This window comes from Streptomyces sp. BoleA5 (assembly GCF_000373665.1).
GTDB lineage: Bacteria > Actinomycetota > Actinomycetes > Streptomycetales > Streptomycetaceae > Actinacidiphila.
This window is the reverse complement of record NZ_KB892124.1, coordinates 34174-58899: the sequence shown is the minus strand read 5'-3', so window position 1 is coordinate 58899 and position 24726 is coordinate 34174. Positions and strand designations below refer to the sequence as shown.

The window sequence follows — 24726 nt, the reverse complement described above, 5'->3', positions numbered from 1 at the left end:
GGGGCGGTGGGGGCGGTCAGCCGAAGAACAGGGCCCCGGCCGCGCCCACGCCGCCGATCACGAAGAACACCGGCGTCAGCACCTTGACCTCGACCTTGCTGCCCGCGCGGAAGCGCATGAACTTGGGCGGGCCGAGCGGGTACCAGCGCCTGCGCCCGACCGGGATGGGCCACAGCACCGGACAGCCGGACACGGTCAGGGCGTCGCCGATGCAGTGCACGATGGAGCCCAGCACAATGGGGACGCCGATCCACAGGTAGTGCTGGCCGGGCTCGGTGAACAGCCAGGCCTTGCCGCTCTCGGTGCTGTCCAGGGCGTCCGCCAGCACCCAGGCGCTGGTCGCGCCGAGCAGCCAGACCAGGATGTCGCTGGAGACCCGGGCCTGCCGCCACAGCAGCCCCTCGACGGCCAGTACCGCGTGCACGAAGAGGATGACGAGCACCGCCCACCGGCCGCCCACCAGGGCCAGGCCGGAGGCCGCGGCGCCCATCAGGACCGCCCACAGCCATGTGTGGGTGAGGGTGCGGTGCCCGCCCTGGCGCACGGGGTCGCCGGGCTTCCGGGTCCTCTTGTAGGTGGCGAACGACAGCTTGTCGATGATCTCGCACAGCCCGCGCGATATGGGGCCGAAGGCCCGCGAGATCGTCGCCGCCTTGTGGTCCAGGTCGGGAGCGAGAGCCGCGCCGGCGCAGATCAGCGCGCCGACCACGATGGTCGGCCACGGCATCGGATGACCGAGCCCCGCGGAGACTGCTCCCACGGACAGCCATGCCGCCGCTCCGGAGATGGAATGTGCCGGTCCCATCATGGTGTGTGTCCCGCCCCTTTCGGCCCGCTCTGACAGCGGACTTGACGCCCAGTCGACGGCACACCATACCGTCGGCCGATCTTCGTGTGCGCCGCCGGTTCCTCCCCTGGTCCCCGGGACAGGCAAGATGGTGGTGTGACCCTCATCGATCAGCTGCCTTCCGAGCCCGATCCCGACGCCCTCTTCGAGGCCTTCTCCTCCTGGGCGGAGGGCAGCGGCATCTCCCTCTACCCCGCTCAGGAGGAGGCGCTGATCGAGGTGGTGTCGGGGGCGAACGTCATCCTGTCGACCCCCACCGGCTCGGGGAAGAGCCTGGTCGCGGCCGGTGCGCACTTCGCCGCACTGGCCCGGGACGAGGTCACCTTCTACACCGCCCCGATCAAGGCCCTGGTGTCGGAGAAGTTCTTCGACCTGTGCAAGCTCTTCGGCACCGAGAACGTCGGCATGCTGACCGGCGACGCCTCGGTCAACCCGGACGCCCCCGTCATCTGCTGCACGGCGGAGGTGCTGGCGTCGATAGCGCTGCGCGACGGCAAGAACGCCGACATCGGCCAGGTCGTCATGGACGAGTTCCACTTCTACGCGGAGCCCGACCGCGGCTGGGCGTGGCAGATCCCGCTGCTGGAACTGCCGCAGGCGCAGTTCCTGCTGATGTCCGCGACGCTCGGTGACGTCTCGCGGTTCGAGACCGACCTCACCCGCCGCACCGGCCGGCCGACGACCGTCGTGCGCTCGGCGACGCGGCCGGTGCCGCTGTCGTACGAGTACCGGCTGACCCCGCTCACCGAGACGCTGACCGAGCTGCTGGAGACCCGCCAGGCTCCCGTGTACATCGTGCACTTCACGCAGGCGGCCGCCGTGGAGCGGGCGCAGGCGCTGATGAGCATCAACATGTGCACGCGCGCCGAGAAGGACGCCATCGCGGAGCTCATCGGGAACTTCCGCTTCACGACGACGTTCGGCCGCAATCTGTCGCGCTTCGTCCGGCACGGCATCGGCGTGCACCACGCCGGCATGCTGCCCAAGTACCGGCGCCTGGTGGAGAAGCTGGCGCAGGCGGGACTGCTGAAGGTCATCTGCGGCACCGACACCCTCGGCGTCGGCGTCAACGTGCCCATCCGCACCGTGCTGTTCACCGCCCTCACCAAGTACGACGGCAACCGCGTGCGCGTGCTGCGCTCCCGTGAGTTCCACCAGATCGCGGGCCGTGCCGGGCGCGCCGGGTTCGACACCTCCGGCTTCGTGGTGGCGCAGGCGCCGGAGCACGTGATCGAGAACGAGAAGGCCCTCGCGAAGGCCGGCGACGACCCGAAGAAGCGCCGCAAGGTGGTGCGCAAGAAGGCGCCCGAGGGCTTCGTCGCATGGACGGAGAACACCTTCGAGAGGCTCATCGCCTCCGACCCCGAGCCGCTCACCTCCCGGTTCCGGGTCACCCACGCGATGCTGCTGTCGGTCATCGCCCGACCCGGCAACGCCTTCGACGCGATGCGGCGGCTGCTGGAGGACAACCACGAGGACCGCCGGTCCCAGCTGCGGCACATCCGCAGGGCGATCGCGATCTACCGCTCGCTGCTGGCGGGCGGGGTCGTGGAGCGGCTGGACGAGCCCGACGAGGAGGGGCGCATCGTCCGGCTGACGGTCGACCTGCAGCAGGACTTCGCGCTGAACCAGCCGCTGTCCACCTTCGCGCTGGCCGCGTTCGAGCTGCTCGACCCGGAGTCCCCCTCCTACGCGCTGGACATGCTGTCGGTGATCGAGTCGACCCTCGACGACCCGCGGCAGATCCTCGCCGCCCAGGAGAACAAGGCGCGCGGTGAGGCCGTCGCGGCGATGAAGGCCGACGGGGTCGAGTACGAGGAGCGGATGGAGCGGCTCCAGGACGTCTCCTACCCCAAGCCGCTGGAGGAGGTGCTGTCGCACGCCTACGGCGTCTACCGCAAGAGCCACCCCTGGGTCGGCGACCACCCGCTGTCCCCCAAGTCGGTCGTGCGCGACATGTACGAACGGGCGATGACTTTCTCCGAGTTCGTCTCGAACTACGAGCTGGCCAGGACCGAGGGCATCGTGCTGCGCTACCTCGCGGGCGCGTACAAGGCGCTCGGGCACACCGTCCCGGACGACCTGAAGTCGGAGGACCTGCAGGACCTCATCGCCTGGCTGGGCGAGCTGGTCCGCCAGGTCGACTCCAGCCTGCTGGACGAGTGGGAGCAGCTCGCCAACCCCGGGGAGATGACCGCTGAGGAGGCCCAGGAGCGGGCCGATCAGGTCAAGCCCGTCACGGCCAACGCCCGCGCCTTCCGGGTCCTGGTGCGCAACGCCATGTTCCGCCGGGTGGAGCTGGCGGCGCTGGATCGCTTCGGCGAACTCGGCGAGATGGACGCCGCCTCCGGCTGGGACGCGAACGCGTGGGCCGAGGCCATGGACGCCTACTGGGACGAGTACGAGGACCTGGGCACCGGACCCGACGCGCGCGGCCCGAAGCTGCTGCAGATCGAGGAGCGTCCGGCCGAGGGGCTGTGGAAGGTCCGCCAGACCTTCGCGGACCCGGAAGGCGACCACGACTGGGGTATCTCCGCCGAGATCGACCTCACCGCCTCCGACGAGGAGGGCCGCGCGGTGGTCAAGGTGACGGCGGTGGGGGCGCTGTGACCGTGGGAGCGGCCACCCGCGCGAGGGAGCGCACCCGATGACCAGTCCCGCCGAGCGGCTGGTGGACCTCCTCGACCTGGAGCGGATCGAGGAGGACATCTTCCGCGGGCAGAGTCCCGAGGAGCGCCTGCAGCGGGTGTTCGGCGGACAGGTGGCGGGCCAGGCGCTGGTCGCGGCCGGGCGCACGACGGACGGCAGCCGTCCGGTGCACTCCCTGCACGCGTACTTCCTGCGCCCGGGGCGCCCCGGGGTCCCGATCGTGTACCAGGTGGAGCGGATCCGCGACGGCCGCTCCTTCACCACGCGCCGCGTGGTCGCGGTGCAGCAGGGCCGGACGATCTTCAACCTGACCGCCTCCTTCCACGTGCCGGAGCCCGGGTTCGAGCACCAGCTGGCGATGCGTGAGGTGCCGGACCCGGAGAGCCTGCCGAAGCTGAGCGACGAACTGCGCGAGCACCTCGGCGAACTGCCCGAGCAGTTGGAGCGGATGGCGCGACGGCAGCCGTTCGACATCCGCTACGTGGACCGGCTGCGCTGGACCGCCGAGGAGGTGGCGGGCGCCGAGCCCCGCAGCGCGGTCTGGATGCGCGCGGTGGGCCCGCTCGGCGACGACCCTCTGGTGCACACCTGCGCCCTCACGTACGCCAGCGACATGATGCTGCTGGACGCCGTGCGCGTGCCCGTCGAGCCGCTGTGGGGGCCCCGCGGGTTCGACATGGCCTCGCTCGACCACGCGATGTGGTTCCACCGGCCGTTCCGTACCGACGAGTGGTTCCTCTACGACCAGGAGTCCCCCATCGCGACCGGGGCGCGTGGCCTGGCCCGCGGCCGCATCTACGACCGCGAGGGCCGGATGCTGGTCTCCGTGGTCCAGGAGGGCCTGTTCCGCAAGCACGGCGACTGAGCGCCGGGCCCCGCCCCCTGGGGCCCGGCGCCGTTGCGCAGGTACCGTGCGGGTCGCCCTTCGCCGGCCGCGGCCCTCAGCGCATGCGGAAGACCGGACCCCGCGGCGTGAAGGGGAGCCGGGCGTCGTGGGGTGTCAGGAAGGCGTGTTCGCGGCGCACCCGCAGGACGTCGCAGTCGCCGTCGGTGATCAGCAGGATCGGGGCCGTCGGTCACGACGTCGTCATCACCGCCTGGTGGCGCGCGGTGTGACACCGGCCCGTCACCCCAGTCCGAGCAGGCGGCGCCAGCGGCTGCGCGACACCGGGGGCGGTGGCGGTGGCTCGGCGCAGGGTGGCGGGGACGCCGACCGGACCGGGGCGGCGGCCGGAGTGGCGCGCTCGGGGTGCGGGGCCGGGCCGGCGGCGCGGGCCCGCAGCAGCGCGTCGGCGAGCGAGACCTGGGCGAAGGCGACCTCGTCGGGGTGGGAGGCCACGGTCTGGGCCTCGATCAGCTCACGGGTGGCGTACGAGCCCGTGCTGCCGGCCGGGAGCGCAGGGCACAGCCGGCGCAGGTGGGCCCGTTCACGTTCGTCCGGCACCGCGTCGGCGGCCGCCTCCGGGCCGAGGAGGGCTGACCAGGCGGACGCCTCGGCCCAGGCGTCCTCGGCGTCCCGCACGAGTTCCTCCACGCGTCGCGCCCGCCAGCCGCGGGCGCGGCGGTCCTCGCCCTCGTCGAGGGCATCGCGCAGCGCGGCGGGCAGCCGGCCTTCCAGCAGCGCCGGTTGGGCCCGGGCGAACCGCCGTACGTCCTCGGCCAGATAGAGCCACACCACGGCCCGGTAGCGGTTGACGTACCAGCGGACGGGGCGGAGGAAGCCGCCCTTGGCGAGCCGGGTGAAACGCTCCCGGCTGATCCCGATCAGTGCCGCGCCCTCGATGCTGCCCACCAGTGCCAGCCGCGCGCGCAGGCGGTCGGGAAAGCCCTCCTCCTCCCGCAGCCGGTCCACGTCCTCCCGCACGACACGCCGGCGTCCGCCGACGGCCGGTGCCGTGCGCACCTCGCCGGTCTGCAGCGCGACCTCGAACTCTTCCGCCTCCAGGGACAATTCCTCCCGGGCGCGCTGCATGCCGAGCGCCTCGCGGACGGTGGCCTCCTTGACAGCCATGCCACTCCCCCTGACCTTCCGTAGCGACTCATCACTTACAGTCACGACTGTAGGTCCTCGCGGCGACATCCGCCGGGGCCTGTGGATAACTCCCCGTCACGCACCGTGGTCGTAGACGGTGACGGAGATCCCGCGGCGCACCAGCCGCTCCTCGATCGACGGCGCGACCCGCTCCCAGCGCCCGCCCGCGAGCCCGCATCCGATCCGGGGCATGTGCACCGACGCGCCGAGTTCCGCGGCCATCCGCGCCACCAGGGCCAGCCCGGCGTCGATCGCCTCGTACCGCACGGGGACGCCTTTCGCGCCCCTGCGGATGCCGCGCTGCCCGACGAGATTGGCCACCCACACCCACTCGCCGACCCGGACGAACTGGACGGCTCCCAGGGCGAAGTCGTTGCCGGCTCGCTCGCGGTGCCACCGCCGGTAGGCGGCCTCGGGCTCCGGCCAGCGGCGGGAGAGCGCGACGACGAATCCCCTCCCCCAGCCGCCCACGTCGTTGCAGACGTGGACGATCAGCTTGACGCCCTTGCCCTGCGGCGCGGTGGCGTCCCCCCGGACGTACGTGATCCCCTCCATGGGGTCACCGTACGTCCCGGGTCCGACAACGCCGTCTGGTCGACGGCCCGGTTCACAGGGCGCGCAGGCCGTCGATGACGTCCCTGAGCAGCCCCACATCGGGCAGTTCCGCGGGCGGCACGGGCCGGACGGCCCGCAGATGGCCGTCCCGGAGGAGGTCGCCGAGCAGCACGCGGACGACGCCGAGCGCGAGATCGGCCTCCGAGGCCAGTTCGGCCACGGTGAGGGGGGCGTCCCGGCACAGGTCCAGGAGCGCCAGGTGCTCCTCGTCGAGGTTGTCGTCGGGGGCCGTACCGACGGCCGGGACCATGACGGCGATCAGGTCGACGTCACTGTCGGAGTCCGGCCGGGTGCGACCACCGGTGATGGTGTAGGCGCGCACCATCGGACCGGCCTCGTCGTCATACCAGAGCGCGCCCTCATCTCCCGGCGGGCTCGGGTTCATGCTTCATCACTCCCCCGGTGCCGCCGCGTCGTGCCGGCGCGGCGTGACACCGAGGTGTTCACCGACCCGGTGGACCATGAGGGTCATCTCGTAGGCGATCTGCCCCACGTCGGCCTGCACCCCGCTGAGCACGGACAGGCAACTGCCCTCGCCCGCGGCCGTGACGAACAGGAAACCGTCGTCGAACTCCACCATCGTCTGCCGTACGCCGCCCGCGTCGAAGTGCCGGCCCGCGCCCTTGGCGAGGCTGTGGAACCCGGACGAGACGGCGGCCAGGTGCTCGGCCGTGGCACGGTCCAGACTGGTGCTCGCCCCGGTCACCAGACCGTCGCCGGAGAGCACCAGCGCGTGCCTGACGTGCGGCACCCGCTCTGTCAGATCGTCCATCAGCCACGTGAGTCCACTGCTCACCGTCATCCCCCGATCTCCCCGGTCTCCGCTGTTCCTTGCGGTGCTGCGGCGTCCCTGCCGCGGGCCAGGCCGCGGGCGAACGCAGTGATGGTGGAACGAGCCTCTTCCGGAGATCGTTCCCTTTCGTCTCCCCCACCGGGCGGCTCCGCCGGGCTCTGGTGCACGCCGTCGTCCCTCAGTTGCGCTACGAGACTGGCCTGCCGCTGCCGCTTCGGCAACCCCGTCACCGTGCGGCCTTCCTCGCGCGGCCGGGTCGGCCCCCGGCGCGGCCTCGGCGTGCGCGGCGCGGCGTCCGCCCGGTCCGGACCCGGCGGTTCGGGCACGGCGCGCGGACGGAGCATGTGCTCCCCGGTCTCGACGTCGTCGCCCGAGGCGTCCACGAGCACCGACTGCGGGATGAACACCACCGCCACGGTGCCGTCGAACCGCCCGCGGCGCAGGGTGACGCGCACTCCCTGCCGGGCGGCGAGCCGGCCGACGGTGAACAGGCCCAGACGGTCGGTCTCGGGGAGTTCCGACCCCGCGCCGGCCTCGCCGAGTTCGTTGTTGGCGTCGGCGAGCCGCTCGGTGCTCATGCCCAGGCCGCGGTCCTCGACCTCCAGGACGTAGCCTCCGGCGACGATCTCGCCGCGCACCTCGACCTTGGTGTCGGGCGGCGAGAAGGCCGTGGCGTTGTCGATGAGTTCCGCCAGCAGGTGCAGCACATCGGCGACCGCGGGGCCGGTCAGCGCCACCCGGGGCATGCGCCGGACGGTGACCCGCTGGTAGTGCTCGACCTCGCCGACCGCGGCGCGCGCCACCTCCGCGAGCCGGACCGGGCGGCGCCAGGCGCGGCCCGGTGCGTTCCCGGAGAGGATCAGCAGGCCCTCGGCGTGCCGGCGCATGCGGACGGCGATGTGGTCGACGCGGAAGAGGTCGTCGAGGTCCGCCGGGTCACCGGAGCGGCGCTCCATGGCGTCGAGCAGTGTCAGTTGACGGTGCAGCAGCACCTGGCTGCGGCGGGCCAGATTGGTGAAGACGGCGGAGACCCCGCGCCGCAGCTTCTCCTGGTCGACGGCCGCCTGGACGGCGGCGCGCTGGGCGTTGTTGAAGGCCCGGCCGACCTGTCCGATCTCGTCGGCGCCGAAGCGCAGGTCGGGTGCGGCGCGGGCGACGGCGTCATGGTCGAGATCCTCGCCCGCGCGCAGCCTGCGGAGCACCTCGGGCAGCCGCTTCCCCGACAGTTCCAGCGCCTGGTTGCGCAGCAGCGTGAGCCGGCGGGCGATGCCGCGCCCGATGAGCAGGGAGATGACGACCGACAGGACGACGAGGAAGAGTCCGGCGAGGCTGACCGCGCCGGTCCGCACGAGCACGTCCATGCCGTCGCCACGCGCCTGCTCGCCCACCTCGCCGGCCGCCGCGACGTTGATGTCGCTGAGCGCGGTGAGCGCCCGGTCGGCGTTCTGCCGCCAGCGGTCACGGGAGACGACGAGGCCGACGTCCTTGGCGCCCGCCGAGCGGGCCGCGGTCTCCATGGAGTCCAGCGACCAGGCGACGCTGCCGCCGTCGAACTCGTCGAGGCTCTCCTTGGCGGCCTTGGTCAACTCGGGGTCGACGATGGAGTGCAGTAGCTTGCGTCCGTCGATGGTCCCGATGAACTCGCGGTACTGGCTGGCCGTCATGGGTGGACCGACCTGCGCGGCGGTGAGCATAGCGTCCTCGCGGGACAGCAGTTCCCTGGCACGTACGAGGTCGATGACGAAACCGCCCTGCCGGGCGACCTCGCCACTCTGGAGCGCGGCGAGCGATCCGCGCAGCCGGAAGATGGGGTCGATCACAGACGAGTAGCGGTGGAGCGTCATCGACCAGCCGATGTCGCGCTGCCTGACGTCGTCGCGCAGCGGCCGCAGGTCCTTGGCGGCGGTGATCAGTTCGGTGAGCCGACGCCGCTGGGCGAGGTCCAGTTCGGTGCCCCGGGCCCGTTCGCGCGCGTGCTCGCGGACGACCGCGAGCAGCCGGTCGGTGGTCCGCTCGGCGCTCTCCAGTTCGGCGCCGCCGGTCCCGCCGTCGGACGCCACATAGGCGACGGCGAGCCGCCGCTCGACCTGCAGGGCCCGTCCGAGGTCGTCCGCGGGGGTCCCGTAGTAGCGGTAGGTGTCGGCGATCCCCATGAGGGCGAAGGCCCCGCGCACCGAGGTGAAGGTGCTGTATGTCCACAGACCCGCCAGCGAGAGCAGCGGCACCAGGAGAAGTACCACGAGTTGCGTGCGGATGGTGCGGGGGCGCAGGCGCATGCGTGAGGTCCTCGGTCGACCATGGGTTCGATGGGGAGGGGCACAGTCTGACCCACGAATGCCCTCTTGGTGACACCGACTGTGACATCTCACAATCCCTTTCCTTGTGACGCTCGCGGGTGCGGCGCCGGGTGGAGCGGCGTACCCTGCTCGATCCGCCCGCTCCACCCGCGGCGCGTTCACCTCGCGCTAACGGCGCGGCATTGCGGGGGAAACCCCCCTGCCGCACGCTGGACGCATGGAACGGGGACAGGTCGTGCGCCGGGTCTACGGTCCCGCCCCGGACGCGGAGGACGGTTCGCAGGGAATCCCTCTGGTCCATCGCGACATCCATGGCTACCGGCGTGCGTTCCGGCTGGGCGGCAGCGGGCCGCCGCTGCTGCTGATCCACGGTCTCGGCGACTCCTCGGCGACATGGGCGCACATCCTGCCCCGGCTGGGGCGCCGGCACACGGTCATCGCGCCCGATCTCCTGGGCCACGGTGACAGTGAGCGCCCCCGTGCCGACTACGCGGTGGCGGCCTACGCGTGCGGGATGCGCGACCTGCTGGGGGTGCTGGACGTCGACCGGGTGTCGGTCGTGGGGCACTCGCTCGGGGCGGGCGTCGCGATGCAGTTCGCGTACCAGTTCCCCGAGCGCTGCGAACGCCTGGTGATCGTGGGCGGTGGCGGCCTGGGGCCGGAGGTGCACCCGTTGCTGCGCCTGGCGTCCGGTCCGGGTTCCGAGGTGGCGCTGCCACTCGCCACCTCACCGCCCGTACGCGGGGCGCTGCGGCTGCTCGCGCCTCTGCTGCGGACCACCGGCGGGCTCGGGCTGGGCCGTCACGACTTCGACTACGTCCTGGAGCGCTACCTCATGCTGGACAGCTCCATGGCGCGTCAGGCCTTTCTGCGCACCCTCCGTGCCGGTGTCGACATACGGGGGCAGGTCATCACGATGATGGACCGCAGTTACCTGACGGCGGGTCTGCCGACCCTGATCATGTGGGGCGAGCACGACGGGGTGATCCCGGTGCGCCACGCCTTGAGAGCGCACACCGCGATGCCGGGCAGCCGGCTGGAACTGTTCGAGGACGCGGGGCACTTCCCGCACCATGACGCGCCCGGCCGGTTCGTCGACGTGCTGGAGGATTTCCTCGCCACCACCACGCCGCAGGAGTACGACCCGGTGCTCTGGCGCCGGCTGCTGCGGCGCGGACGGCTGGACGTGTCGCTCTACCCGGAGGCCGAGCCGTCGCACCCCTCCAGCGGGTCCTGAGGCCGCAGGCCGCCGTCCGGGGCAGGATGGGGGCATGGGACACAGGATGACCGAGGAAGAGTGGCGGGCCTTCGTCTCCGCCGGGACGCGCACGGGCAAGCTGGCGACCACGCGGGCGGACGGAACGCCCCATGTGGCGCCCGTATGGTTCCTGCTGGACGGCGACGACATCGTGTTCAACACGGGCAAGGCCACCGTCAAGGGCCGCAACATCACGCGCGACGGCCGGGTCGCCCTGTGTGTGGACGATGACCGGCCGCCGTTCGCGTACGTGGTGCTTCAGGGACGGGCCGAGGTGAGCGAGGAACCCTGCCCGCTGCGGGAGTGGGCCACCCGGATCGCCGCCCGTTACATGGGCGAGGACGTCGCCGAGGAGTTCGGGGCCCGCAATGGGGTGCCCGGTGAACTCCTGGTGCGGGTGCGGATCGGCAAGGTGCTCGCCGAGTCCGGCGTGGCGGACTGAGCCCCGGTGGCCGGCCGCCGGCCGGGTCAGCGGATCGGCTTGCCTCCGTTGGCCTTCTTGCCGTTGGCGGCCATCGCCCACCAGGTGCCGCCCACGCCGTGGCCGTTGGTGTCGCCGGGCTTGGTGTCACCGGCGAACCAGTAGACGGGCCAGCAGTTGTACGACAGCTGCTTGGTGCCGTCCGGCCGGGTGTAGGTGCTGACGAGCTTGGGGTTGAGGCCCGCGGCCTCGGCCTGCGCCTTGGTGACGGGCTTGGCGGCCGGCCACTTCTTGAGGCACTCGCCGGTGCAGTTGGACACCATCGGCCAGTCGGTGTCCTTGTCGAAGCGGTACAAGGTGCGGCCCTTGGAGTCGACGAGGATGTCGCCGAGCTTGGCGTCGTTGACGACGGACAGGATGGGCCACTTCTTCTCGGAGGCGGCGTCCGTGGTGCCGCTGTCGGAGCTGTCGTCCGTACCGCCGGCGTATCCGTCGTCGGTGCCCGAGGACGGGTCGTCCGAGGTCTCGCTGTCGTACCCGTACCCGGATCCCGGCTGCGCGGTGGCCGACTGGGCCGCGTCCTGCTGCTGGGCCGCCGGTGCCACGCTGCCGGCCTGGTCGTAGCCGTTCGACCCGCCGCAGGCGGTGACGAGGAGGAGGGCAGCGGCCGTTCCGGCGACTGCGGCACCGATCCGCTTGTGCATCTGGACTCCTTGAGCGGTAGGGGCGTCGGGGCCCGTGCGCCCCGTCTGGCCACCTGTACGCACCCGGTCCGGGAGTCTCTCAATGCACGGTGAATTCCTTCATCGGCGACGCCGTTCTGCTAAGGTGCCCCGCTCCGCCACGGAGTGTCAGCTCACCGACTCCAGAAGGCGCGCCGCGTGCATCCGCCCGGCGTGCTCGACGAGGGCGATCAGCACCTCCTTGCCCGACGCGCGGTCCCTTGCGTCGCAGAGGACGACAGGGGTGCCGTCCTGGAGGTCGAGGGCGCGCGCGACGTCCTCGGGGCGGTGCTCCTGCGTGCCGGGGAAGCGGTTGACGGCGACGGCGAACGGGATCTTACGGTGCTCGAAGAAGTCCACAGCCGGGAAGGAGTCCTCCAGGCGGCGGGTGTCGGCGAGCACGACCGCGCCGAGCGCCCCTTGTGACAGCTCGTCCCACAGGAACCAGAACCGGTCCTGGCCGGGGGTGCCGAAAAGGTAGAGCGAGAGTCCGGCCCTGATAGTGATGCGGCCGAAGTCCATCGCCACTGTGGTGGTGGACTTCCGCTCGACTCCTATGGTGTCGTCCACATGTCGCCCGGCCTCGGTCAGCTGCTCCTCGGTGCGCAGCGGCCGGATCTCGCTCACCGCGCCCACCATGGTGGTCTTGCCCACCCCGAATCCCCCCGCGATGAGGATCTTCAGGGCCATGACCGGCGTCTCAGAGTGCCCGGAGTCCATTGATCACCTCTCGCAGGATGCGCTCGTCGGGTAGCTGCGCCGGCGGTACGGGACTGCTCACCCGTACGCTGCCGAGCGTCAGGAGGTCGCCGAGGAGCACGCGTACGACGCCCACCGGCAGGTCGGCGTCGGCCGCCAGCTCCGCGACCGACAGGGGCTCGTCCCGGCACAGCGCGAGCAGCGCGTTGTGCTCGGGTTCGAGCGCGGGATCGTCGGCGGCGCCGGGTTCGGCGAGCACCAGGGCGATCAGGTCCAGGGCGGCGACCGCCGAGCCGGGCCGGGTACGGCCACCGGTCATGGCGTACGGGCGCACCAGGGGCCCGGCCGCGTCGTCGTACCAGTGGCCGTCCGGCCCGCGCTGGTGCCCGCCGCTCATCACCCGGGTGCCGGTCAACCGGCGGCCGGGCCGGCGGCGCCGAGGCGCGGCGGGGTGTGCAGATGCTCGCCCACGCGCTTGACGAGGCGGGCCATCTCATAGGCGATCAGGCCGACATCGGCGCCCGCACCGGTGAACACCGCAAGGCAGGAGCCCTCGCCCGCGGCGGCCACGAAGAGGAAGCCCTGGTCGAGTTCGACCATGGTCTGCCGCACCTGACCGGCCGCGAAATGACGTCCGGCGCCCTTGGCGAGGCTGTGGAAGCCCGAGGCGACGGCCGCCAGGTGCTCGGCGTCCTCGCGGGTCAGCCCGCGTGAGGAGCCCACGGCCAGGCCGTCGCCCGACAGCACCACGGCGTGGCGGACGTGGGCCACCCGGTCCGTGATGTCGTCGAGCAGCCAGTCCAGTTCACCGGACCGGTTCGATGCGTCGATCATTCGTGCTCTCCTTCGCGGGGTGCCGGGTCCGTGGTGCCGGCGTGGTCCTGCTCGCCGTCCTCGGGCGTGGTGTCCGTACCGCCTCGGTGGCCCGGTCCTCCGGGGCCGGGCCGGACGCCGGCGCGCTGCGGGGCGGGGCGCGGGGGGCGTGGGCCGGCCGGCTCCCCGTCGGCGGCGTCGCGGGCTCCGGTGCCGCCGCCCCGGACCCAGCCACGGCGGAATGCGGCCATCGTCGAGCGCGCCTGCTCGGCCGTCCGTTCGGGGACTGCGTCCTCCACGCCCTGCGGCCCAGGGGTGCGTTCGGGTGCGCGAGGCTCCAGGAGCTGCGGGGCGAGGCTCGCGCGGCGTACTCGGCGCGGGAGTCCTCCGTCGGCGGCGGGCGCGGCCACGGCGGCGCCGACGACCGCTGGAGCGGGCACCCCGTCCTGGGCCGGGGCGGGCAGGGGCGCCGGGGGCTCCGGCAGGCGGTCGGACCGGGGCGGGGAGGGGCGCGGCAGCCCGTCGCCGTCGCCGCGCGGGGAGGCCGCCGCCGGGGGCAGGACCTCCGCGGGCCCCTGGCGGGGTCCGTGCGGGCCGGACGCCGCGCCCCCCGTCCCCACGCCCCGTGGGGCGCGGGCCTCGGGTGCCCTCATGTCGAGCAGGGCGGTGGGCAGCAGGACGACGGCGGTGGTGCCGCCGTACGGGGAGGTGCGCAGGGAGACCCTGACGTCGTGCCGCCGGGCGAGCCGGCTGACGACGAACAGGCCGAGCCGGTCGCTGTCGAACAGGTCGAGCGCCTGGGTCCGGGCGATACGCCGGTTCGCCTCGTCCATGGACTCCTTGCCCATGCCGAGCCCGCGGTCCTCGATCTCCAGGGCGTAGCCGTTGCCGACCTGCTCGCCGTAGACGCGCACCTTGGTGTGCGGCGGGGAGAACTGGGTGGCGTTCTCGACGAGTTCGGCGATGAGATGGGTGAGGTCGGCGACCGCGGAGCCGACGACCGCCGCGAGGGGGAGCCGGCGGACCTCGACGCGGGCGTAGTCCTCGACCTCCGCGACGGCGGCGCGCACCACATGGGTGAGGGGCACGGGTTTGCTCCAGGCGCGGCCCGGAGCGGCGCCGGAGAGGATGATCAGGCCCTCGGCGTGCCGCCGCATCCTGGTGGTGAGGTGGTCGAGCCTGAACAGGTCCTCCAGCTCGCCCGGGTCCTCGGTGCGCCGTTCCATGCTGTCGAGCAGCGCCAGCTGACGGTGCACGAGGACCTGGCTGCGGCGCGCGAGGTTGACGAAGACGCCGGAGACCCCGTTGACCAGTTCGGCGCGCTCCGCGGCGGCGCGCAGAGCGGCGCGCTGCACCGTTGCCAGTGCCTCGGCGACCTGGCCGATCTCGTCGGCGCCGTGCCTGCCGAGGGGCGCCTCCTTGCCGAGGTCGATCTCCTCCCCGGCGCGGAGCCGCCGCATGGCGCGCGGCAGTTTGCGGCGGGCGAGTTCGAGCGCGGTGTTGCGCAGACCGATCAGTTCGACGACGAGGCCGCGGCCGATCCGTACAGAGATGAAGAGGGAGGCGACGACACCGAGGAGGCCGAGCAGGACGGCGATGCCCGAGGTGCTCAACAGGCTCTGCGCGATGGACCGGTCGGCGGGCGCGGCGGCCGTGGCGACCTTCTCCAGGCCGGACAGCACCTGCGCGGCGGCCCGGTCCCAGGAGGCCGAGCCCGCGCTTTCCGCGGCGTCCCTGCCCGGCCCGGCGTCGAGGACGGCGTCCTCCATCGCCTCGAGGTCCGTGTACGCGGAGGTGCGGGTCAGCCGCTCCCAGGCGGTACGGCCGGCGCCGCCGAGGTCGGCCGTACAACCCGCGAGCAGCACACGGCGGGCGGTGACGGCGCCGCTCAGGTCGCGGTAGCGGTCCGTGGGGAGCCCACGGGTGAGGGCGGCCGCGGCGAGCAGGGCGTCCTCGCGGGACAGCTGCTCTGCGGCGCGGCCGATCTCCAGGGCGGTGCGCTCGCCGCGGGACGTGGCGAGGGCGCCGCCGATCGCGAATCCGTCGGTCACCGCGTCGGTGTAGACGCGGTACGTCTGCCGCCAGTCCACCGCGCCCCGGGTGATGCCGGGACGGAGTCCGCGCAGTCGCTCCACGTCGCCGACGAAGGTGCGCACCCGCACGGCCGCGGTGCCGGGCAGGCCGGTGCCGTCGGCGACGGTGTGGCCGCCGCCCATTCGCAGCAGGGCGGCTGCGCGGTCGGTGGCGGTGGCGCGCCTGCTCAGTTCGGCGGCGGCCTCGGTGGTGGGCCGCGCCAGGTAGCGGGTGGCGGCGCGGCGTTCGGCCTGCAGGGCGGTCACGGTGCCCGCGACCGGTTCGCGGATCGTTTCTGCGATGCGCTGGGCACGCAGCCCCCCGGAGAGGTCCTGGGCCGTGGTGACGGCGGCGAAGGCCCACAGCGCCATCAGCGAGACGACGGGCACCATGAGCAGCGACACGATCTTCGCGCGCACGCTCCTCGGGCGCAGGCTCAGCCTGCCCTGAGCGGTCCCGCCGTCCCGTCCGCCGTCGGCCGCGTGAGAGGACGGTTCCTCGTCCGCGGGGAGTCCGGCATGCGCTCTGCGGCCCCGTGGCGGCGTCACAGGGCCCCCTCGCCGACGCGCTGGGCGGTCGCGGAGGCGAGGCGTTCCCTCGCCGTCGGGGAGAGCGCGACAAAGGCGGAGGTGAGGAAGAGGTAGGAGCCCAGCCCGACGATCAGGGGGAAGAGGAAGGCGGTCGCGCCGGAGCCGGACAGCACGTCCGCCGAGGGCCTGACCCGGACCTGCACGGCGAGCATCCCGGTGTAGTGCATGCTGCTGACCGCCGCGCCCATCACCAGGGAGGCGCCGGCGACGACCACGGGCCGGTGGATGGTGAGCGCGGCCCACAGGGCCGCGGTCGCGGCGGCCCAGGCGATGACGACGGAAAGGGCCACGAGCCACGGTTCGTAGGACACCGCGCCGTGCAGTCGTACGGCGGCCATGCCCAGGTAGTGCATGCTGGCCACGCCCACCCCCGTGGTGAGGCCGCCGATCACGAGGGCCCGGAAGCGGCCGCCGCCGTAGCCGACGGCGAAGACGCCGAGGCCGACGACCACCATGGCGACGGCGAGGCTGAGGACGGTCAGGGGGACGCTGTAGCGGATCTCGGTGCCGCTGACGCGGAAGCCGAGCATGGCGACGAAGTGCATCGTCCAGATGCCGGTGCCGAGGGCACTCGCGGCGGTGATCAGCCAGTTGCGCCGGGAGCGGCCGGTCGCGGCCAGGGCCCGTACGGTACAGCGCAGTCCGAGCGCCGCGCCGACGCACGCCATGGCGTACGAGAGCAGCGGGGTCAGCCAGCCGAAGGCGGCGTGGTCGATGTGTCCCATGGCCCCGGGACGCTAGTGCGAGGGTGCTCGCACGCTCGGGGCATGACGGAACCCTGCGTTATTTGACAACGTGCTTTACGGATACGGTTCTCCGGCGATCACGCACAGCGCGAACCTGCACAAAGGAGGCGGGTTTCAGCCACTGCGCGGCGCGTACATGATGATCCCCACGCCCACCAGGCAGACCAGGGCACCCGCCACGTCGTAGCGGTCGGGCCGGAAGCCGTCCGCCACCATCCCCCATGCCAGCGAGCCCGCGATGAACACCCCGCCGTAGGCGGCCAGGATGCGGCCGAACTCGGCGTCCGGCTGCAGGGTGGCGACACACCCGTACAGGCCCAGGGCGATGACCCCCGCCCCGATCCACGCCCATCCCCGGTGCTCGCGCAGCCCCTGCCAGACCAGCCAGGCGCCGCCGATCTCCAGCAGCGCGGCGAGCAGGAACAAGCAGACGGAGCGGAACGGGATCATGCGACCATGATGCCCCGCGTCCCGTGCGCCCCGGGGCGTGCCCCGAACCGGAGGTGGACCGTCGTGCACACCGACCCCGCGCAGATCCGCGCGTTCTTCGCCGCCCGCGCCGCCGACTGGGAGACCCGCTACCCCGACGACGCCCCCGCCTACCGGGCCGGTGTGGCCGAACTGGGCCTGCGGGAGGGCCAGGCGGTCCTCGACGCGGGGTGCGGCACCGGCCGGGCACTGCCGTTCCTGCGCGCGGCCGTGGGGGCCTCCGGGACGGTCGTCGGTGCCGACCTGACGCCTGAGATGCTCGCCGCCGCGGCGGGCGCGGGACGCCGGGAACACGGCGCCCTGCTGCTGGCCGACTGCGCCAGGCTGCCGCTGCGCGACGACACCTTGGACGCCGTCTTCGCCGCGGGACTGATCGGGCATCTGCCGGACCCCCGGGCCTGTCTGCGCGAACTGGCCCGGGTCACCCGGCCCGGCGGCGGCCGGCTGGCCCTCTTCCACCCGATCGGCCGGGCGGCGCTGGCCGCCCGGCAGGGCCGGGAACTCACCCCGGACGACCTGCGTGCCGAGCCCAACCTGGGGCCCCTGCTGAAGTCCTCGGGATGGACCATGACCTCCTACACCGACACCGACGAGCGGTTCCTCGCAATGGCGTCGACGAAGGCGCAGGCGTTGTCGAACATGATGTTGTGACCGGCGCCGGGGACCGTCACGACGGACACCCCGGCCGCCTCGAGCTCCGCCCGGCCGGTCAGGTCACCGCTCGACTCACCCTGCAGAAAGGTGCGCGGGACGGGCGACGAGAGCAGCAGTTCGCGCATGACCGGATCGCTCCCCCGCAGCAGTGACGAGGCGGTGCGGTGCAGGGCGACCGGGTCTGCCAGGCGCATCGTGGCGGCCCACCGCGGGCCGACCCGCTCCAGGACGCGGGCGAAGCCCCCGCCGTGGACGAACTCCTCCTCGGTGAAGGCCGCGATGCCGCTGCTGCCGGCCGTCACACGCGGACGCGCGTCGAGGTTCGCCTCCGCCAGCACCAGGCGCGCCACCAGGTCGGGCCGGCGTGCGGCGAGGACGATCGCCACGGCGCCTCCCATGCTGTGGCCGACCACATCGGCCGGGCCCGTCCCGGCGGCGTCGAGTACCGCGGCGAGGGCGTCCGCGTGCTCCTCCAGGGTGTAGCCGAAGGCGGCGGGCCGGTCGCTGATGCCGTGGCCCGGCAGGTCTACGAGGAGTGAACGCCGCCCGGCGAGGACAGGATCCGCCGCTACGTGGGCGAAGTAGACGGAGGAGGCCGCGCCCAGCCCGTGCACGTAGACGAGCGCGGAGCCGGTCCCGGGTGTCCCTGTCCAGCGGATGCACGCCCCGTCATCGGTGAATCGTGTCTGCTGCATGGAGGAGACTATACATCGACCACGATGTATTACGTCAACGGGGTACAGCGTCGCTGCGACACAATGGCACCATGCTGGAACTCGCGATCCTCGGTTTCCTCTACGACGCCGCCCTGCACGGCTACGAGCTGCGCAAGCGCATCGCCGCACTCACCGGGCACGTCAAACCGGTGGCCGAGAGCACGCTCTACCCGGCCATCAAGCGCCTGGAGAAGGCCGGTCTGCTGAGCCGCGAGACCCAGCCGGGCGCCGTGGCCGCGCCGCGCCACGTGCTGACACTTACCGCCGAGGGCCGCGCCGAGCTGCGCAGGCGGCTCGCGGAGCCGGACACCGCGGACATCTCCGACGAGAACCGCTGGTTCACGCTCCTCGCCTTCCTGCGCCATCTCGACAACCCCGCCCTGCAGAGCGCGGTGCTGCGCCGCCGGCTCGCCTTCCTGGAGGAGCCCACGAGCTTCTTCCACGACGGCGACCGCCCGCTGCGGGCGGAGGAGTTGGACGACCCGTTCCGGCGGGGCGTGCTGACGATCGCACGGGCCACCACACGGGCGGAGCTCGGCTGGCTGCGCACCACCCTGGACGCCCTGGAGTCCTGAGTCCGGCCGCGGATCCCTCCGGGGCGGCGCGGGCGGTAGCCTGCGGACGTCCGACCGAGGAGAAGCGCGAGGCCGCCCGTGACTCGAGAGCTCTACAACGCCCGGCTGGTGCCCCGCGAGGGGGACCCGACCCCGCTGACGGACGAGGAGGAGCAGCGCGCGCGGGCCACTCTCTTCAACGACCTCGGCCGCGCCGTCTCCGACCACGGCTGGGTGCGTTTCCCCGCCTACTCGCCCGAGGAGCGGCGCCGGCTGGTCGACGTGGCGCGCCGACTGGGCGCGTACTGGGGCACGGAGGTCGGCGTGGAGGCCGAGGACCACTGCTCCATGCGGCTGTTCCTCCCCGGGTTCGGCCCGCGGGAGAACACGGTCGCGGCCGCCGTGGAGGTCCGGATCTGACGGCCCGCCCCCGAGCAGAGCGCGGACCGGAGACCGGCGCCCGAAGCCCGTACTCCGTGTCCCGGACCCGGTGAGGGCGGCGGCCGCCTCAGCCTTCGGGAAGACCGAGCAGCGACCGGGCGACGGCCCGTGGCGGGACTCCGCGCTCCTGGGCGAGCACCACGACCGCACGCCGGGCGAGTTCGCTGATCCCGAACATCAGCGCCTCCGGGGCGACCCGCGCCGAGGCGGCCTCAAGGGCCTGCTCGTCCCCCTCCACGGAGGCCGCGACATGGGCGGCCGCCGCCTCGAAGAGGTTGCGCTCCCGGGATGCCCTGCGTGCGGGCTCCGCACCGGGCGGCGGGGGCTTCACGGACCTCGCCGGCGGCCGCGCCGCGGTGAACCTCCGGAGCCAGGTGGCCATCCGCATCACCCCTCTCACCCAGGGGCGTTCCCGCCCGCGGACAGACGGAACCCCGGCAGGCCCGGGTCGCTGCTTCCGGCGGTGAGCACGAGGGGGGCGCCGGGGACGTCGGACTCCCAGCCGACGGCGAGCGTGTGCTCGACGAGCAGGCGGACGGCGCGCGGCGTCGGGTGGGCCGTGCCGGTCCCGCAGTGTCGCCACGGACCGGGCGCCGATGCCGACACCAGATCGGCGACGAGGGCGCGCCCGCCGGGAGCCGCCACGTCCGTCACGCGGACGAGGACGGCGCGGCGGCAGGTGCCGTCGGGCTGCTCGGCGTGCCCGATGCCGGCGGTCCACAGGAACTCGCGCCCGTCGAAGCGGAGGCGACGGCGCCGTTTCCTCATCGCCGCCCGCCGTCAGGGCGCGCCCCGCTCTCGACGCGGGTGTTACCCGGTGGTTAGGGTGCGCCCACCACTCGGAAACCACTGGAGGGGGATGCCCGTGTCCGCGACGGACGACGACGCGCTGTTCGTGCTCACGGCGGCGATGCTGACGCCCGCGCAGTTCCCGGGCGTCCTGGCGGACGACTATCCGGCGGCCTGCTCGAAGCTCGGGCTCGATCCGGTGGACGACGGCTACGGCCTCGTCTTCGGCCAGGACGGGACGGGCGCCCGGTGGACGGTGGCGATCAGCGACACGGCACTGGTGGCCTGCGCCCTCGCCGCGTGGGACTGCGGGCTGGAGTACGACCTGTCCCCCGACGAGCGCTCCGTCGTCGCCGCGCTGCCCGGCTGGCCGCTGCCGGTCGCGGTGGCGGCGCCCGGTGTCCCCGATCCGCACGATCCGCCGGAGACCGAGGGCGGCCCGCCGCTCTCGCCGCCCGACACCGCGACATGGGGGCCGGCGCAGCGGCGCCTGGGCGCCGACGAGATAGCCCTCCGGTGGCGGATCTGGCGGGAACAGCTGGAAGCCGGGGACGAGTCGGATGATTCGGATGAATCCGGCGCGCCGGACAGCGCGGCGCAGGACTCCACACCCCCGGACTCCACACCCCCGGACTCCACGCCCCCCGACTCCACGCCTCCGGAGTCCGCCGGGAAGAAGTCCGCCGAGCAACCCGAGGAGCCGTCCCGGCGGGAGCCAGGATCGAACGGCATCCACCCCGGGGTGCGGCGCGCGCTGGAGGCCGCCCAGGAGTACCTGCGTACGCCCCCGCCGCCCGGCCGCATACGCTCGACCGCCGCGGGTGAGGGCGTACGCACCCTGCGCGTGGACGGCGAGGACTGGAGCCTGGTCGCCCGCACCGACGACATCGCCTTCGTGCTGCTGGACGAGGAGCCCGGCGAGGTGCTGCCGGTCGGCCGGGGGCCGGAGCTCCCCGGCCTGCTGGAGGCTTTGGAGAAGCTGGCCGTACGACCCGCCTGAGCGCGCGCCGGGCGCGGTTCAGACGCCGTGGCCGTCCGCGCGGACCTTGCCGTCGGCCTTGCGCGCGGCGACCAGGACCGGGTCCCAGACCGGCGAGAACGGCGGGGCGTACCCAAGGTCGAGCGCGGTCATCTGCTCGACGGTCATACCCGCGGTGAGCGCGACGGCGCCGATGTCCACGCGCTTGCCCGCGCCCTCGCGGCCCACGATCTGCAGCCCGAGCAGTCGTCCGGTCTGCCGCTCGGCGATCGCCTTGACCGTCATCGGGGCGGCGCCCGGGTAGTAGCCGGCCCTGCTGGTGGACTCGATGACCGCGGTGACGTACTGCAGCCCGGCGGCGCGTGCCTGGGACTCCTTCAGTCCCGTGCGGGCGATCTCGAGGTCGCAGACCTTGCTGACGGCCGTGCCCACCACGCCCGGGAACGTGGCGTAACCGCCGCCGATGTTGGTGCCGATGACGCGGCCCTGCTTGTTGGCGTGGGTGCCCAGCGGGATGTGCTGCATGCCGCCGGAGACCAGGTTGAGGACCTCCACGCAGTCCCCGCCCGCCCAGATCGCCTCCTCGTCGCGCACGCGCATCGCGCGGTCGGTGAGCAGGCCGCCGTGCGCGCCGATCGGCAGCCCCGCGTCCCGGGCGAGTCCGGTGTTGGGCGCGACGCCGAGGCCGAGCACGACGACGTCCGCGGGGTACTCGCCCGCGTCGGTGGCCACGGCGCGGACCCGGCCGTCCGCCCCGGTGAGCACCTCACGCACCGGGGCTCCGGTGACGACGGTGATGCCGAGGCACTCCATGGCCTCGCGCACCAGCCGCCCCATGTCCGGGTCGAGGGTCGCCATGGGCTGCTCGGAGCGTTCCACCAGGGTGACCCTCAGCCCGTGCCGCAGCAGGGCCTCTGCCATCTCCACGCCGATGTAGCCGCCGCCGACCACGACGGCGTCCCGCAGCGGCCTTCTGTCGAGGGCCTCGATGATGTCCTCGCCGTCGTCCAGGATCTGCACGCCGTACACGCCGTCCGCGTCGATCCCGGGGATCGGGGGCCGCTTGGGCACGGCGCCGGTGGCGATGACGAGCTGGTCGTAACCCGTCCACTCCTCCGCCCCGAGGACGTCCCGGGTGCGCACCCGTCCGCGGTCCCGGTCGATCTCGACGACCTCGGTGCCGAGCCGCACGTCGATGTCGCGCGCACGGTGCTTCTCGGGCGTGCGGGCGATCAGCTTGTCGGGGCCGGTGGCGTCCCCCGCGATCCAGTACGGGATCCCGCAGGCCGAGTACGAGGTGCGGCGCCCGCGTTCGAAGGCGACGACCTCCAGTTCGTCGGGCCCCTTCCTCCTGCGCGCCTGCGACGCCGCCGACATCCCCGCGGCGTCCCCACCGATGACCACCAGCCGTTCCCTCATGTCCCGCAGCGTATGCGCCGCCCCGGTGTCCCGCGCGATCACCCCGTTGCCGCAGACTGGGCGCCATGGACCTGCAGATCACCGCGACCTCCCCGGACCATCCGGCGACCCTCCTCGACCTGCCGTGGAACGTGCCGCTGGAGGAGTGGCCCGAGGAGCATCTGGTGTCCCTGCCCCGGGGCATCTCGCGGCACGTCGTCCGCTTCGCCCTCGCCGGCGACGAGGTCGTGGCGGTCAAGGAGGTCGGCGAGTGGGCGGCCGTCCGCGAGTACGGGCTGCTGCGCGACCTGGACCGCATGGGCATACCCGCGGTCGACGCGCTCGCCGTCGTCACCGGCCGCACCGACGACCGCGGCGAGGCGCTGGAACCGGTGCTGATCACCCGGCACCTGGGCGGCTCGCAGCCGTACCGCTCGATGTTCGAGACGACGATGCGCCCGGGCACCGTCAACCGGCTCCTGGACGCGCTCGCCGTGCTGCTCGTCCGGCTGCACCTGGCGGGCTTCGCCTGGGGCGACTGCTCGCTGTCGAACACCCTCTTCCGGCGGGACGCGGGCGCCTACGCCGCCTACCTGGTGGACGCCGAGACCGGGCAGATCCAGCCGACCCTCTCGCGCGGCCAGCGCGAGTACGACATCGAGGTGGCCCGGGTGAACATCGCGGGCGAGCTGCTGGACCTGGAGGCGGGCGGCTCGCTGCACCCGTCGGTGGACCCGGTCACCTTCGGGCAGGCCATCGCGGACCGCTACGAGGAGCTGTGGCACGAGCTCACCCGCGAGTCGGTGTACCCGGTGGCCAAGCGGCACTACATCGACCGGCGCATCCGGCGGCTGAACGACCTCGGCTTCGATGTCGCGGAGATGCAGATCCAGAGGTCGCCCGACGGCGACGACGTCACCTTCCTGCCCAAGGTCGTGGACGCCGGGCACCACCAGCGCCAACTGCTCCGCCTCACCGGTCTGGACGCCGAGGAGAACCAGGCCCGCAGCCTCCTCAACGACCTCGAGACGTGGATGGCCTCCCAGGAGGACTACGCCCCCGGCGACCCGCTGGGCGCCCGTCCCGAGGTGCTGGCCCACCGGTGGGTGCGCGACGTCTTCCGGCCGACGGTCCGCGCCGTGCCGCGCGAGCTGCGCGGCTCGCTGGACACCGCGCAGATCTACCACGAGCTGCTGGAGCACCGCTGGCTGATGTCGGAGCGGGCGCAGCGTGACGTGGGTCTGGACGCGGCGGTCGAGGACTACATCCACAACGTGCTCCTCGCGTCGCCGCAGGGGCCCGCCGTTCCCCTGCCGCCGGACTAGGACGAGGCCGTAGTCTCGACGCGTGACCGACCGGAGTTCGCTGCGGGGCGTCTTCGACGAGGACGCCGAACTTTACGACCGGGTCCGCCCGGGGTACCCCGGCGTGCTCTTCGACGACCTGGCCGCGGTGGCGGGCCTCGGTCCCGGCGCGCGCGTGCTGGAGATCGGCTGCGGGACGGGGCAGGCCACCGTGCCGCTCGCGGAGCGCGGCTTCCGGGTCACGGCGGTCGAGCTGGGCCCGTCGATGGCGGCGGTCGCCCGGCGCAGGCTGGCCCGGTTCCCCGGGGTCGAGGTGGTCGTCTCCGCCTTCGAGGATTGGCCGCTCCCTGACGAGCCGTTCGACGCCGTCGTCTCGGCCACGGCGTTCCACTGGGTCGATCCCGCCGTGGCGGTCGTCAAGTCCGCCGAGGCGCTGCGTCCCGGCGGGGTGCTGGCCGTCGTCGGCACCCACCACGTGGACGGCGGCTCGCGGGCCTTCTTCGCGGACGTGCAGGAGTGCTACGAGCGCTTCGACCCGGCGACGCCGCCCGGCCTGCGGCCGCGCGCCGCGGCCCTCGTCCCCGCCGACAGCGGGGAGACGGACCGCTCCGGGCGCTTCGGGCCGGCCGTCTTCCACCGCTACGAGCGCGAACTGCCGTACACCACGGCCGAGTACCTCGACCTGCTGCTCAGCTACTCCAACCACCGCGCCCTTCCCGCCGCGCGGCGGGAAGGGCTGCTGGCCTGCATCCGGGCGCTGGCCGACGGCCGGTACGGCGGCCGCGTCGTGAAGCGGTACCTGACGGAGCTGCGGATCACCCGGCGTCTGTGACCGGCCGGGCCGGGA

General features: G+C 73.2%; 27 protein-coding genes. 10 read left to right on the top strand and 17 right to left on the bottom strand.

Features of this window, described 5'->3' with window-relative positions; translation table 11 throughout:
* Positions 1-16: 16 nt before the first annotated feature.
* Positions 17-808 carry a metal-dependent hydrolase gene (locus tag B085_RS0130075; protein ID WP_026251590.1) on the bottom strand — a complete coding sequence of 264 codons (792 nt, stop codon included), beginning with the start codon at positions 806-808 and terminating at the stop codon, positions 17-19.
* Between the two features lie 135 nt (positions 809-943).
* Between B085_RS0130075 and B085_RS0130070 the strand changes: the two genes are divergently transcribed.
* Together B085_RS0130070 and B085_RS0130065 are read left to right on the top strand one after the other, a co-directional pair.
* The gene (locus B085_RS0130070) at positions 944-3457 is read left to right on the top strand and encodes a DEAD/DEAH box helicase (protein WP_018562316.1); all 2514 of its coding nucleotides are present in this window, start codon (positions 944-946) and stop codon (positions 3455-3457) included.
* Positions 3458-3494: 37 nt separating this feature from the next.
* The gene (locus B085_RS0130065) at positions 3495-4361 is read left to right on the top strand and encodes an acyl-CoA thioesterase (protein ID WP_018562315.1); all 867 of its coding nucleotides are present in this window, start codon (positions 3495-3497) and stop codon (positions 4359-4361) included.
* A 261-nt stretch (positions 4362-4622) separates the two neighbouring features.
* Here B085_RS0130065 and B085_RS44265 read toward each other — a convergent pair whose 3' ends face one another.
* The 5 genes from B085_RS44265 to B085_RS44260 form a co-directional block, all read right to left on the bottom strand.
* On the bottom strand, positions 4623-5507 hold the full coding sequence (locus B085_RS44265) for a DUF6397 family protein (RefSeq protein ID WP_018562314.1): 885 nt from the start codon (positions 5505-5507) through the stop codon (positions 4623-4625).
* A 96-nt stretch (positions 5508-5603) separates the two neighbouring features.
* Entirely contained in the window at positions 5604-6083 is a 480-nt protein-coding gene (locus B085_RS0130055; protein ID WP_018562313.1) for a macro domain-containing protein, read from the bottom strand.
* Positions 6084-6135: 52 nt separating this feature from the next.
* Entirely contained in the window at positions 6136-6528 is a 393-nt protein-coding gene (locus B085_RS0130050; protein WP_018562312.1) for a DUF742 domain-containing protein, read from the bottom strand.
* A gap of 6 nt (positions 6529-6534) precedes the next feature.
* The gene (locus tag B085_RS0130045; protein ID WP_018562311.1) at positions 6535-6945 is read right to left on the bottom strand and encodes a roadblock/LC7 domain-containing protein; all 411 of its coding nucleotides are present in this window, start codon (positions 6943-6945) and stop codon (positions 6535-6537) included.
* Positions 6942-9212, bottom strand: coding sequence for a nitrate- and nitrite sensing domain-containing protein (locus tag B085_RS44260; protein WP_018562310.1), 2271 nt, complete (start codon positions 9210-9212; stop codon positions 6942-6944). Before B085_RS44260 ends, B085_RS0130045 begins: the two co-directional genes overlap by 4 nt.
* 238 nt (positions 9213-9450) lie before the next feature.
* Here B085_RS44260 and B085_RS0130035 point away from each other — a divergent pair, with 238 nt between their 5' ends.
* The gene (locus tag B085_RS0130035) at positions 9451-10470 is read left to right on the top strand and encodes an alpha/beta fold hydrolase (RefSeq protein WP_018562309.1); all 1020 of its coding nucleotides are present in this window, start codon (positions 9451-9453) and stop codon (positions 10468-10470) included.
* Between the two features lie 34 nt (positions 10471-10504).
* Positions 10505-10933 carry a PPOX class F420-dependent oxidoreductase gene (locus tag B085_RS0130030; protein WP_026251589.1) on the top strand — a complete coding sequence of 143 codons (429 nt, stop codon included), beginning with the start codon at positions 10505-10507 and terminating at the stop codon, positions 10931-10933.
* Positions 10934-10959: 26 nt separating this feature from the next.
* Here B085_RS0130030 and B085_RS50190 read toward each other — a convergent pair whose 3' ends face one another.
* From B085_RS50190 to B085_RS0129995, 7 genes are all read right to left on the bottom strand, one after another.
* Positions 10960-11616, bottom strand: a complete 657-nt coding sequence (locus B085_RS50190) for a hypothetical protein (RefSeq protein ID WP_018562307.1) — start codon at positions 11614-11616, stop codon at positions 10960-10962.
* Between the two features lie 147 nt (positions 11617-11763).
* A complete protein-coding gene (locus B085_RS0130020) occupies positions 11764-12354 on the bottom strand; it encodes a GTP-binding protein (RefSeq protein WP_018562306.1) in 591 nt (196 codons plus the stop codon).
* On the bottom strand, positions 12335-12730 hold the full coding sequence (locus tag B085_RS0130015; RefSeq protein ID WP_018562305.1) for a DUF742 domain-containing protein: 396 nt from the start codon (positions 12728-12730) through the stop codon (positions 12335-12337). Before B085_RS0130015 ends, B085_RS0130020 begins: the two co-directional genes overlap by 20 nt.
* Positions 12731-12744: 14 nt before the next feature.
* Complete coding sequence (locus B085_RS0130010) at positions 12745-13167, bottom strand: roadblock/LC7 domain-containing protein (protein ID WP_018562304.1); 423 nt, start codon at positions 13165-13167, stop codon at positions 12745-12747.
* Entirely contained in the window at positions 13164-15638 is a 2475-nt protein-coding gene (locus B085_RS44250; RefSeq protein ID WP_018562303.1) for a nitrate- and nitrite sensing domain-containing protein, read from the bottom strand. The genes B085_RS0130010 and B085_RS44250 overlap by 4 nt, the downstream gene beginning before the upstream one ends.
* Positions 15639-15763: 125 nt before the next feature.
* The gene (locus B085_RS0130000) at positions 15764-16534 is read right to left on the bottom strand and encodes an MHYT domain-containing protein (RefSeq protein ID WP_018562302.1); all 771 of its coding nucleotides are present in this window, start codon (positions 16532-16534) and stop codon (positions 15764-15766) included.
* Positions 16535-16669: 135 nt separating this feature from the next.
* Positions 16670-17005 carry a YnfA family protein gene (locus tag B085_RS0129995; RefSeq protein ID WP_018562301.1) on the bottom strand — a complete coding sequence of 112 codons (336 nt, stop codon included), beginning with the start codon at positions 17003-17005 and terminating at the stop codon, positions 16670-16672.
* A 6-nt stretch (positions 17006-17011) separates the two neighbouring features.
* Between B085_RS0129995 and B085_RS0129990 the strand changes: the two genes are divergently transcribed.
* Positions 17012-17695 (top strand): class I SAM-dependent methyltransferase, encoded by a 684-nt coding sequence (locus B085_RS0129990; RefSeq protein WP_018562300.1) that lies wholly within the window; start codon positions 17012-17014, stop codon positions 17693-17695.
* Here the strand turns inward: B085_RS0129990 and B085_RS0129985 are convergent.
* Complete coding sequence (locus B085_RS0129985; RefSeq protein ID WP_018562299.1) at positions 17620-18393, bottom strand: alpha/beta fold hydrolase; 774 nt, start codon at positions 18391-18393, stop codon at positions 17620-17622. The genes B085_RS0129990 and B085_RS0129985 overlap by 76 nt on opposite strands.
* Before the next feature lie 71 nt (positions 18394-18464).
* Between B085_RS0129985 and B085_RS0129980 the strand changes: the two genes are divergently transcribed.
* On the top strand, positions 18465-18989 hold the full coding sequence (locus tag B085_RS0129980) for a PadR family transcriptional regulator (RefSeq protein WP_018562298.1): 525 nt from the start codon (positions 18465-18467) through the stop codon (positions 18987-18989).
* A 78-nt stretch (positions 18990-19067) separates the two neighbouring features.
* Complete coding sequence (locus B085_RS0129975; protein ID WP_018562297.1) at positions 19068-19388, top strand: hypothetical protein; 321 nt, start codon at positions 19068-19070, stop codon at positions 19386-19388.
* An 88-nt stretch (positions 19389-19476) separates the two neighbouring features.
* Here B085_RS0129975 and B085_RS0129970 read toward each other — a convergent pair whose 3' ends face one another.
* Positions 19477-19791, bottom strand: a complete 315-nt coding sequence (locus B085_RS0129970; protein ID WP_234018696.1) for a hypothetical protein — start codon at positions 19789-19791, stop codon at positions 19477-19479.
* A 14-nt stretch (positions 19792-19805) separates the two neighbouring features.
* Positions 19806-20177: a hypothetical protein gene (locus B085_RS44245; protein ID WP_018562295.1), complete on the bottom strand. Its 372-nt coding sequence runs from the start codon at positions 20175-20177 to the stop codon at positions 19806-19808.
* Positions 20178-20268: 91 nt separating this feature from the next.
* On the opposite strand from B085_RS44245, the gene B085_RS0129960 reads away from it, so the two are divergent.
* Complete coding sequence (locus tag B085_RS0129960) at positions 20269-21198, top strand: hypothetical protein (RefSeq protein WP_018562294.1); 930 nt, start codon at positions 20269-20271, stop codon at positions 21196-21198.
* 18 nt (positions 21199-21216) lie between these two features.
* Here the strand turns inward: B085_RS0129960 and B085_RS0129955 are convergent, their stop codons facing one another.
* Positions 21217-22596, bottom strand: a complete 1380-nt coding sequence (locus B085_RS0129955; RefSeq protein WP_037732785.1) for an FAD-dependent oxidoreductase — start codon at positions 22594-22596, stop codon at positions 21217-21219.
* 65 nt (positions 22597-22661) lie between these two features.
* Here B085_RS0129955 and B085_RS0129950 point away from each other — a divergent pair, with 65 nt between their 5' ends.
* Complete coding sequence (locus B085_RS0129950; protein WP_018562292.1) at positions 22662-23900, top strand: DUF4032 domain-containing protein; 1239 nt, start codon at positions 22662-22664, stop codon at positions 23898-23900.
* Between the two features lie 22 nt (positions 23901-23922).
* Positions 23923-24711 (top strand): class I SAM-dependent methyltransferase, encoded by a 789-nt coding sequence (locus B085_RS0129945; RefSeq protein ID WP_018562291.1) that lies wholly within the window; start codon positions 23923-23925, stop codon positions 24709-24711.
* Positions 24712-24726: the final 15 nt, after the last annotated feature.

Coding starts and splice junctions, on each gene's coding strand:
- B085_RS0130030 (WP_026251589.1), top strand. CDS start 10,505: ATGGGACACAGGATGACCGAGGAAGAGTGGCGGGCCTTCGTCTCCGCC.
- B085_RS0129995 (WP_018562301.1), bottom strand. CDS start 17,005: ATGATCCCGTTCCGCTCCGTCTGCTTGTTCCTGCTCGCCGCGCTGCTG.
- B085_RS0129960 (WP_018562294.1), top strand. CDS start 20,269: ATGCCCGTGTCCGCGACGGACGACGACGCGCTGTTCGTGCTCACGGCG.
- B085_RS0130035 (WP_018562309.1), top strand. CDS start 9,451: ATGGAACGGGGACAGGTCGTGCGCCGGGTCTACGGTCCCGCCCCGGAC.
- B085_RS0130055 (WP_018562313.1), bottom strand. CDS start 6,083: ATGGAGGGGATCACGTACGTCCGGGGGGACGCCACCGCGCCGCAGGGC.
- B085_RS0129955 (WP_037732785.1), bottom strand. CDS start 22,596: ATGAGGGAACGGCTGGTGGTCATCGGTGGGGACGCCGCGGGGATGTCG.
- B085_RS0129950 (WP_018562292.1), top strand. CDS start 22,662: ATGGACCTGCAGATCACCGCGACCTCCCCGGACCATCCGGCGACCCTC.
- B085_RS0129970 (WP_234018696.1), bottom strand. CDS start 19,791: ATGGCCACCTGGCTCCGGAGGTTCACCGCGGCGCGGCCGCCGGCGAGG.
- B085_RS0130065 (WP_018562315.1), top strand. CDS start 3,495: ATGACCAGTCCCGCCGAGCGGCTGGTGGACCTCCTCGACCTGGAGCGG.
- B085_RS0129985 (WP_018562299.1), bottom strand. CDS start 18,393: ATGCAGCAGACACGATTCACCGATGACGGGGCGTGCATCCGCTGGACA.
- B085_RS0130010 (WP_018562304.1), bottom strand. CDS start 13,167: ATGATCGACGCATCGAACCGGTCCGGTGAACTGGACTGGCTGCTCGAC.
- B085_RS0130000 (WP_018562302.1), bottom strand. CDS start 16,534: ATGGGACACATCGACCACGCCGCCTTCGGCTGGCTGACCCCGCTGCTC.
- B085_RS0130075 (WP_026251590.1), bottom strand. CDS start 808: ATGATGGGACCGGCACATTCCATCTCCGGAGCGGCGGCATGGCTGTCC.
- B085_RS0129980 (WP_018562298.1), top strand. CDS start 18,465: ATGCTGGAACTCGCGATCCTCGGTTTCCTCTACGACGCCGCCCTGCAC.
- B085_RS44245 (WP_018562295.1), bottom strand. CDS start 20,177: ATGAGGAAACGGCGCCGTCGCCTCCGCTTCGACGGGCGCGAGTTCCTG.
- B085_RS0130050 (WP_018562312.1), bottom strand. CDS start 6,528: ATGAACCCGAGCCCGCCGGGAGATGAGGGCGCGCTCTGGTATGACGAC.
- B085_RS0129990 (WP_018562300.1), top strand. CDS start 17,012: ATGATGCCCCGCGTCCCGTGCGCCCCGGGGCGTGCCCCGAACCGGAGG.
- B085_RS0130015 (WP_018562305.1), bottom strand. CDS start 12,730: ATGAGCGGCGGGCACCAGCGCGGGCCGGACGGCCACTGGTACGACGAC.
- B085_RS44260 (WP_018562310.1), bottom strand. CDS start 9,212: ATGCGCCTGCGCCCCCGCACCATCCGCACGCAACTCGTGGTACTTCTC.
- B085_RS0130020 (WP_018562306.1), bottom strand. CDS start 12,354: ATGGACTCCGGGCACTCTGAGACGCCGGTCATGGCCCTGAAGATCCTC.
- B085_RS44265 (WP_018562314.1), bottom strand. CDS start 5,507: ATGGCTGTCAAGGAGGCCACCGTCCGCGAGGCGCTCGGCATGCAGCGC.
- B085_RS50190 (WP_018562307.1), bottom strand. CDS start 11,616: ATGCACAAGCGGATCGGTGCCGCAGTCGCCGGAACGGCCGCTGCCCTC.
- B085_RS0130045 (WP_018562311.1), bottom strand. CDS start 6,945: ATGACGGTGAGCAGTGGACTCACGTGGCTGATGGACGATCTGACAGAG.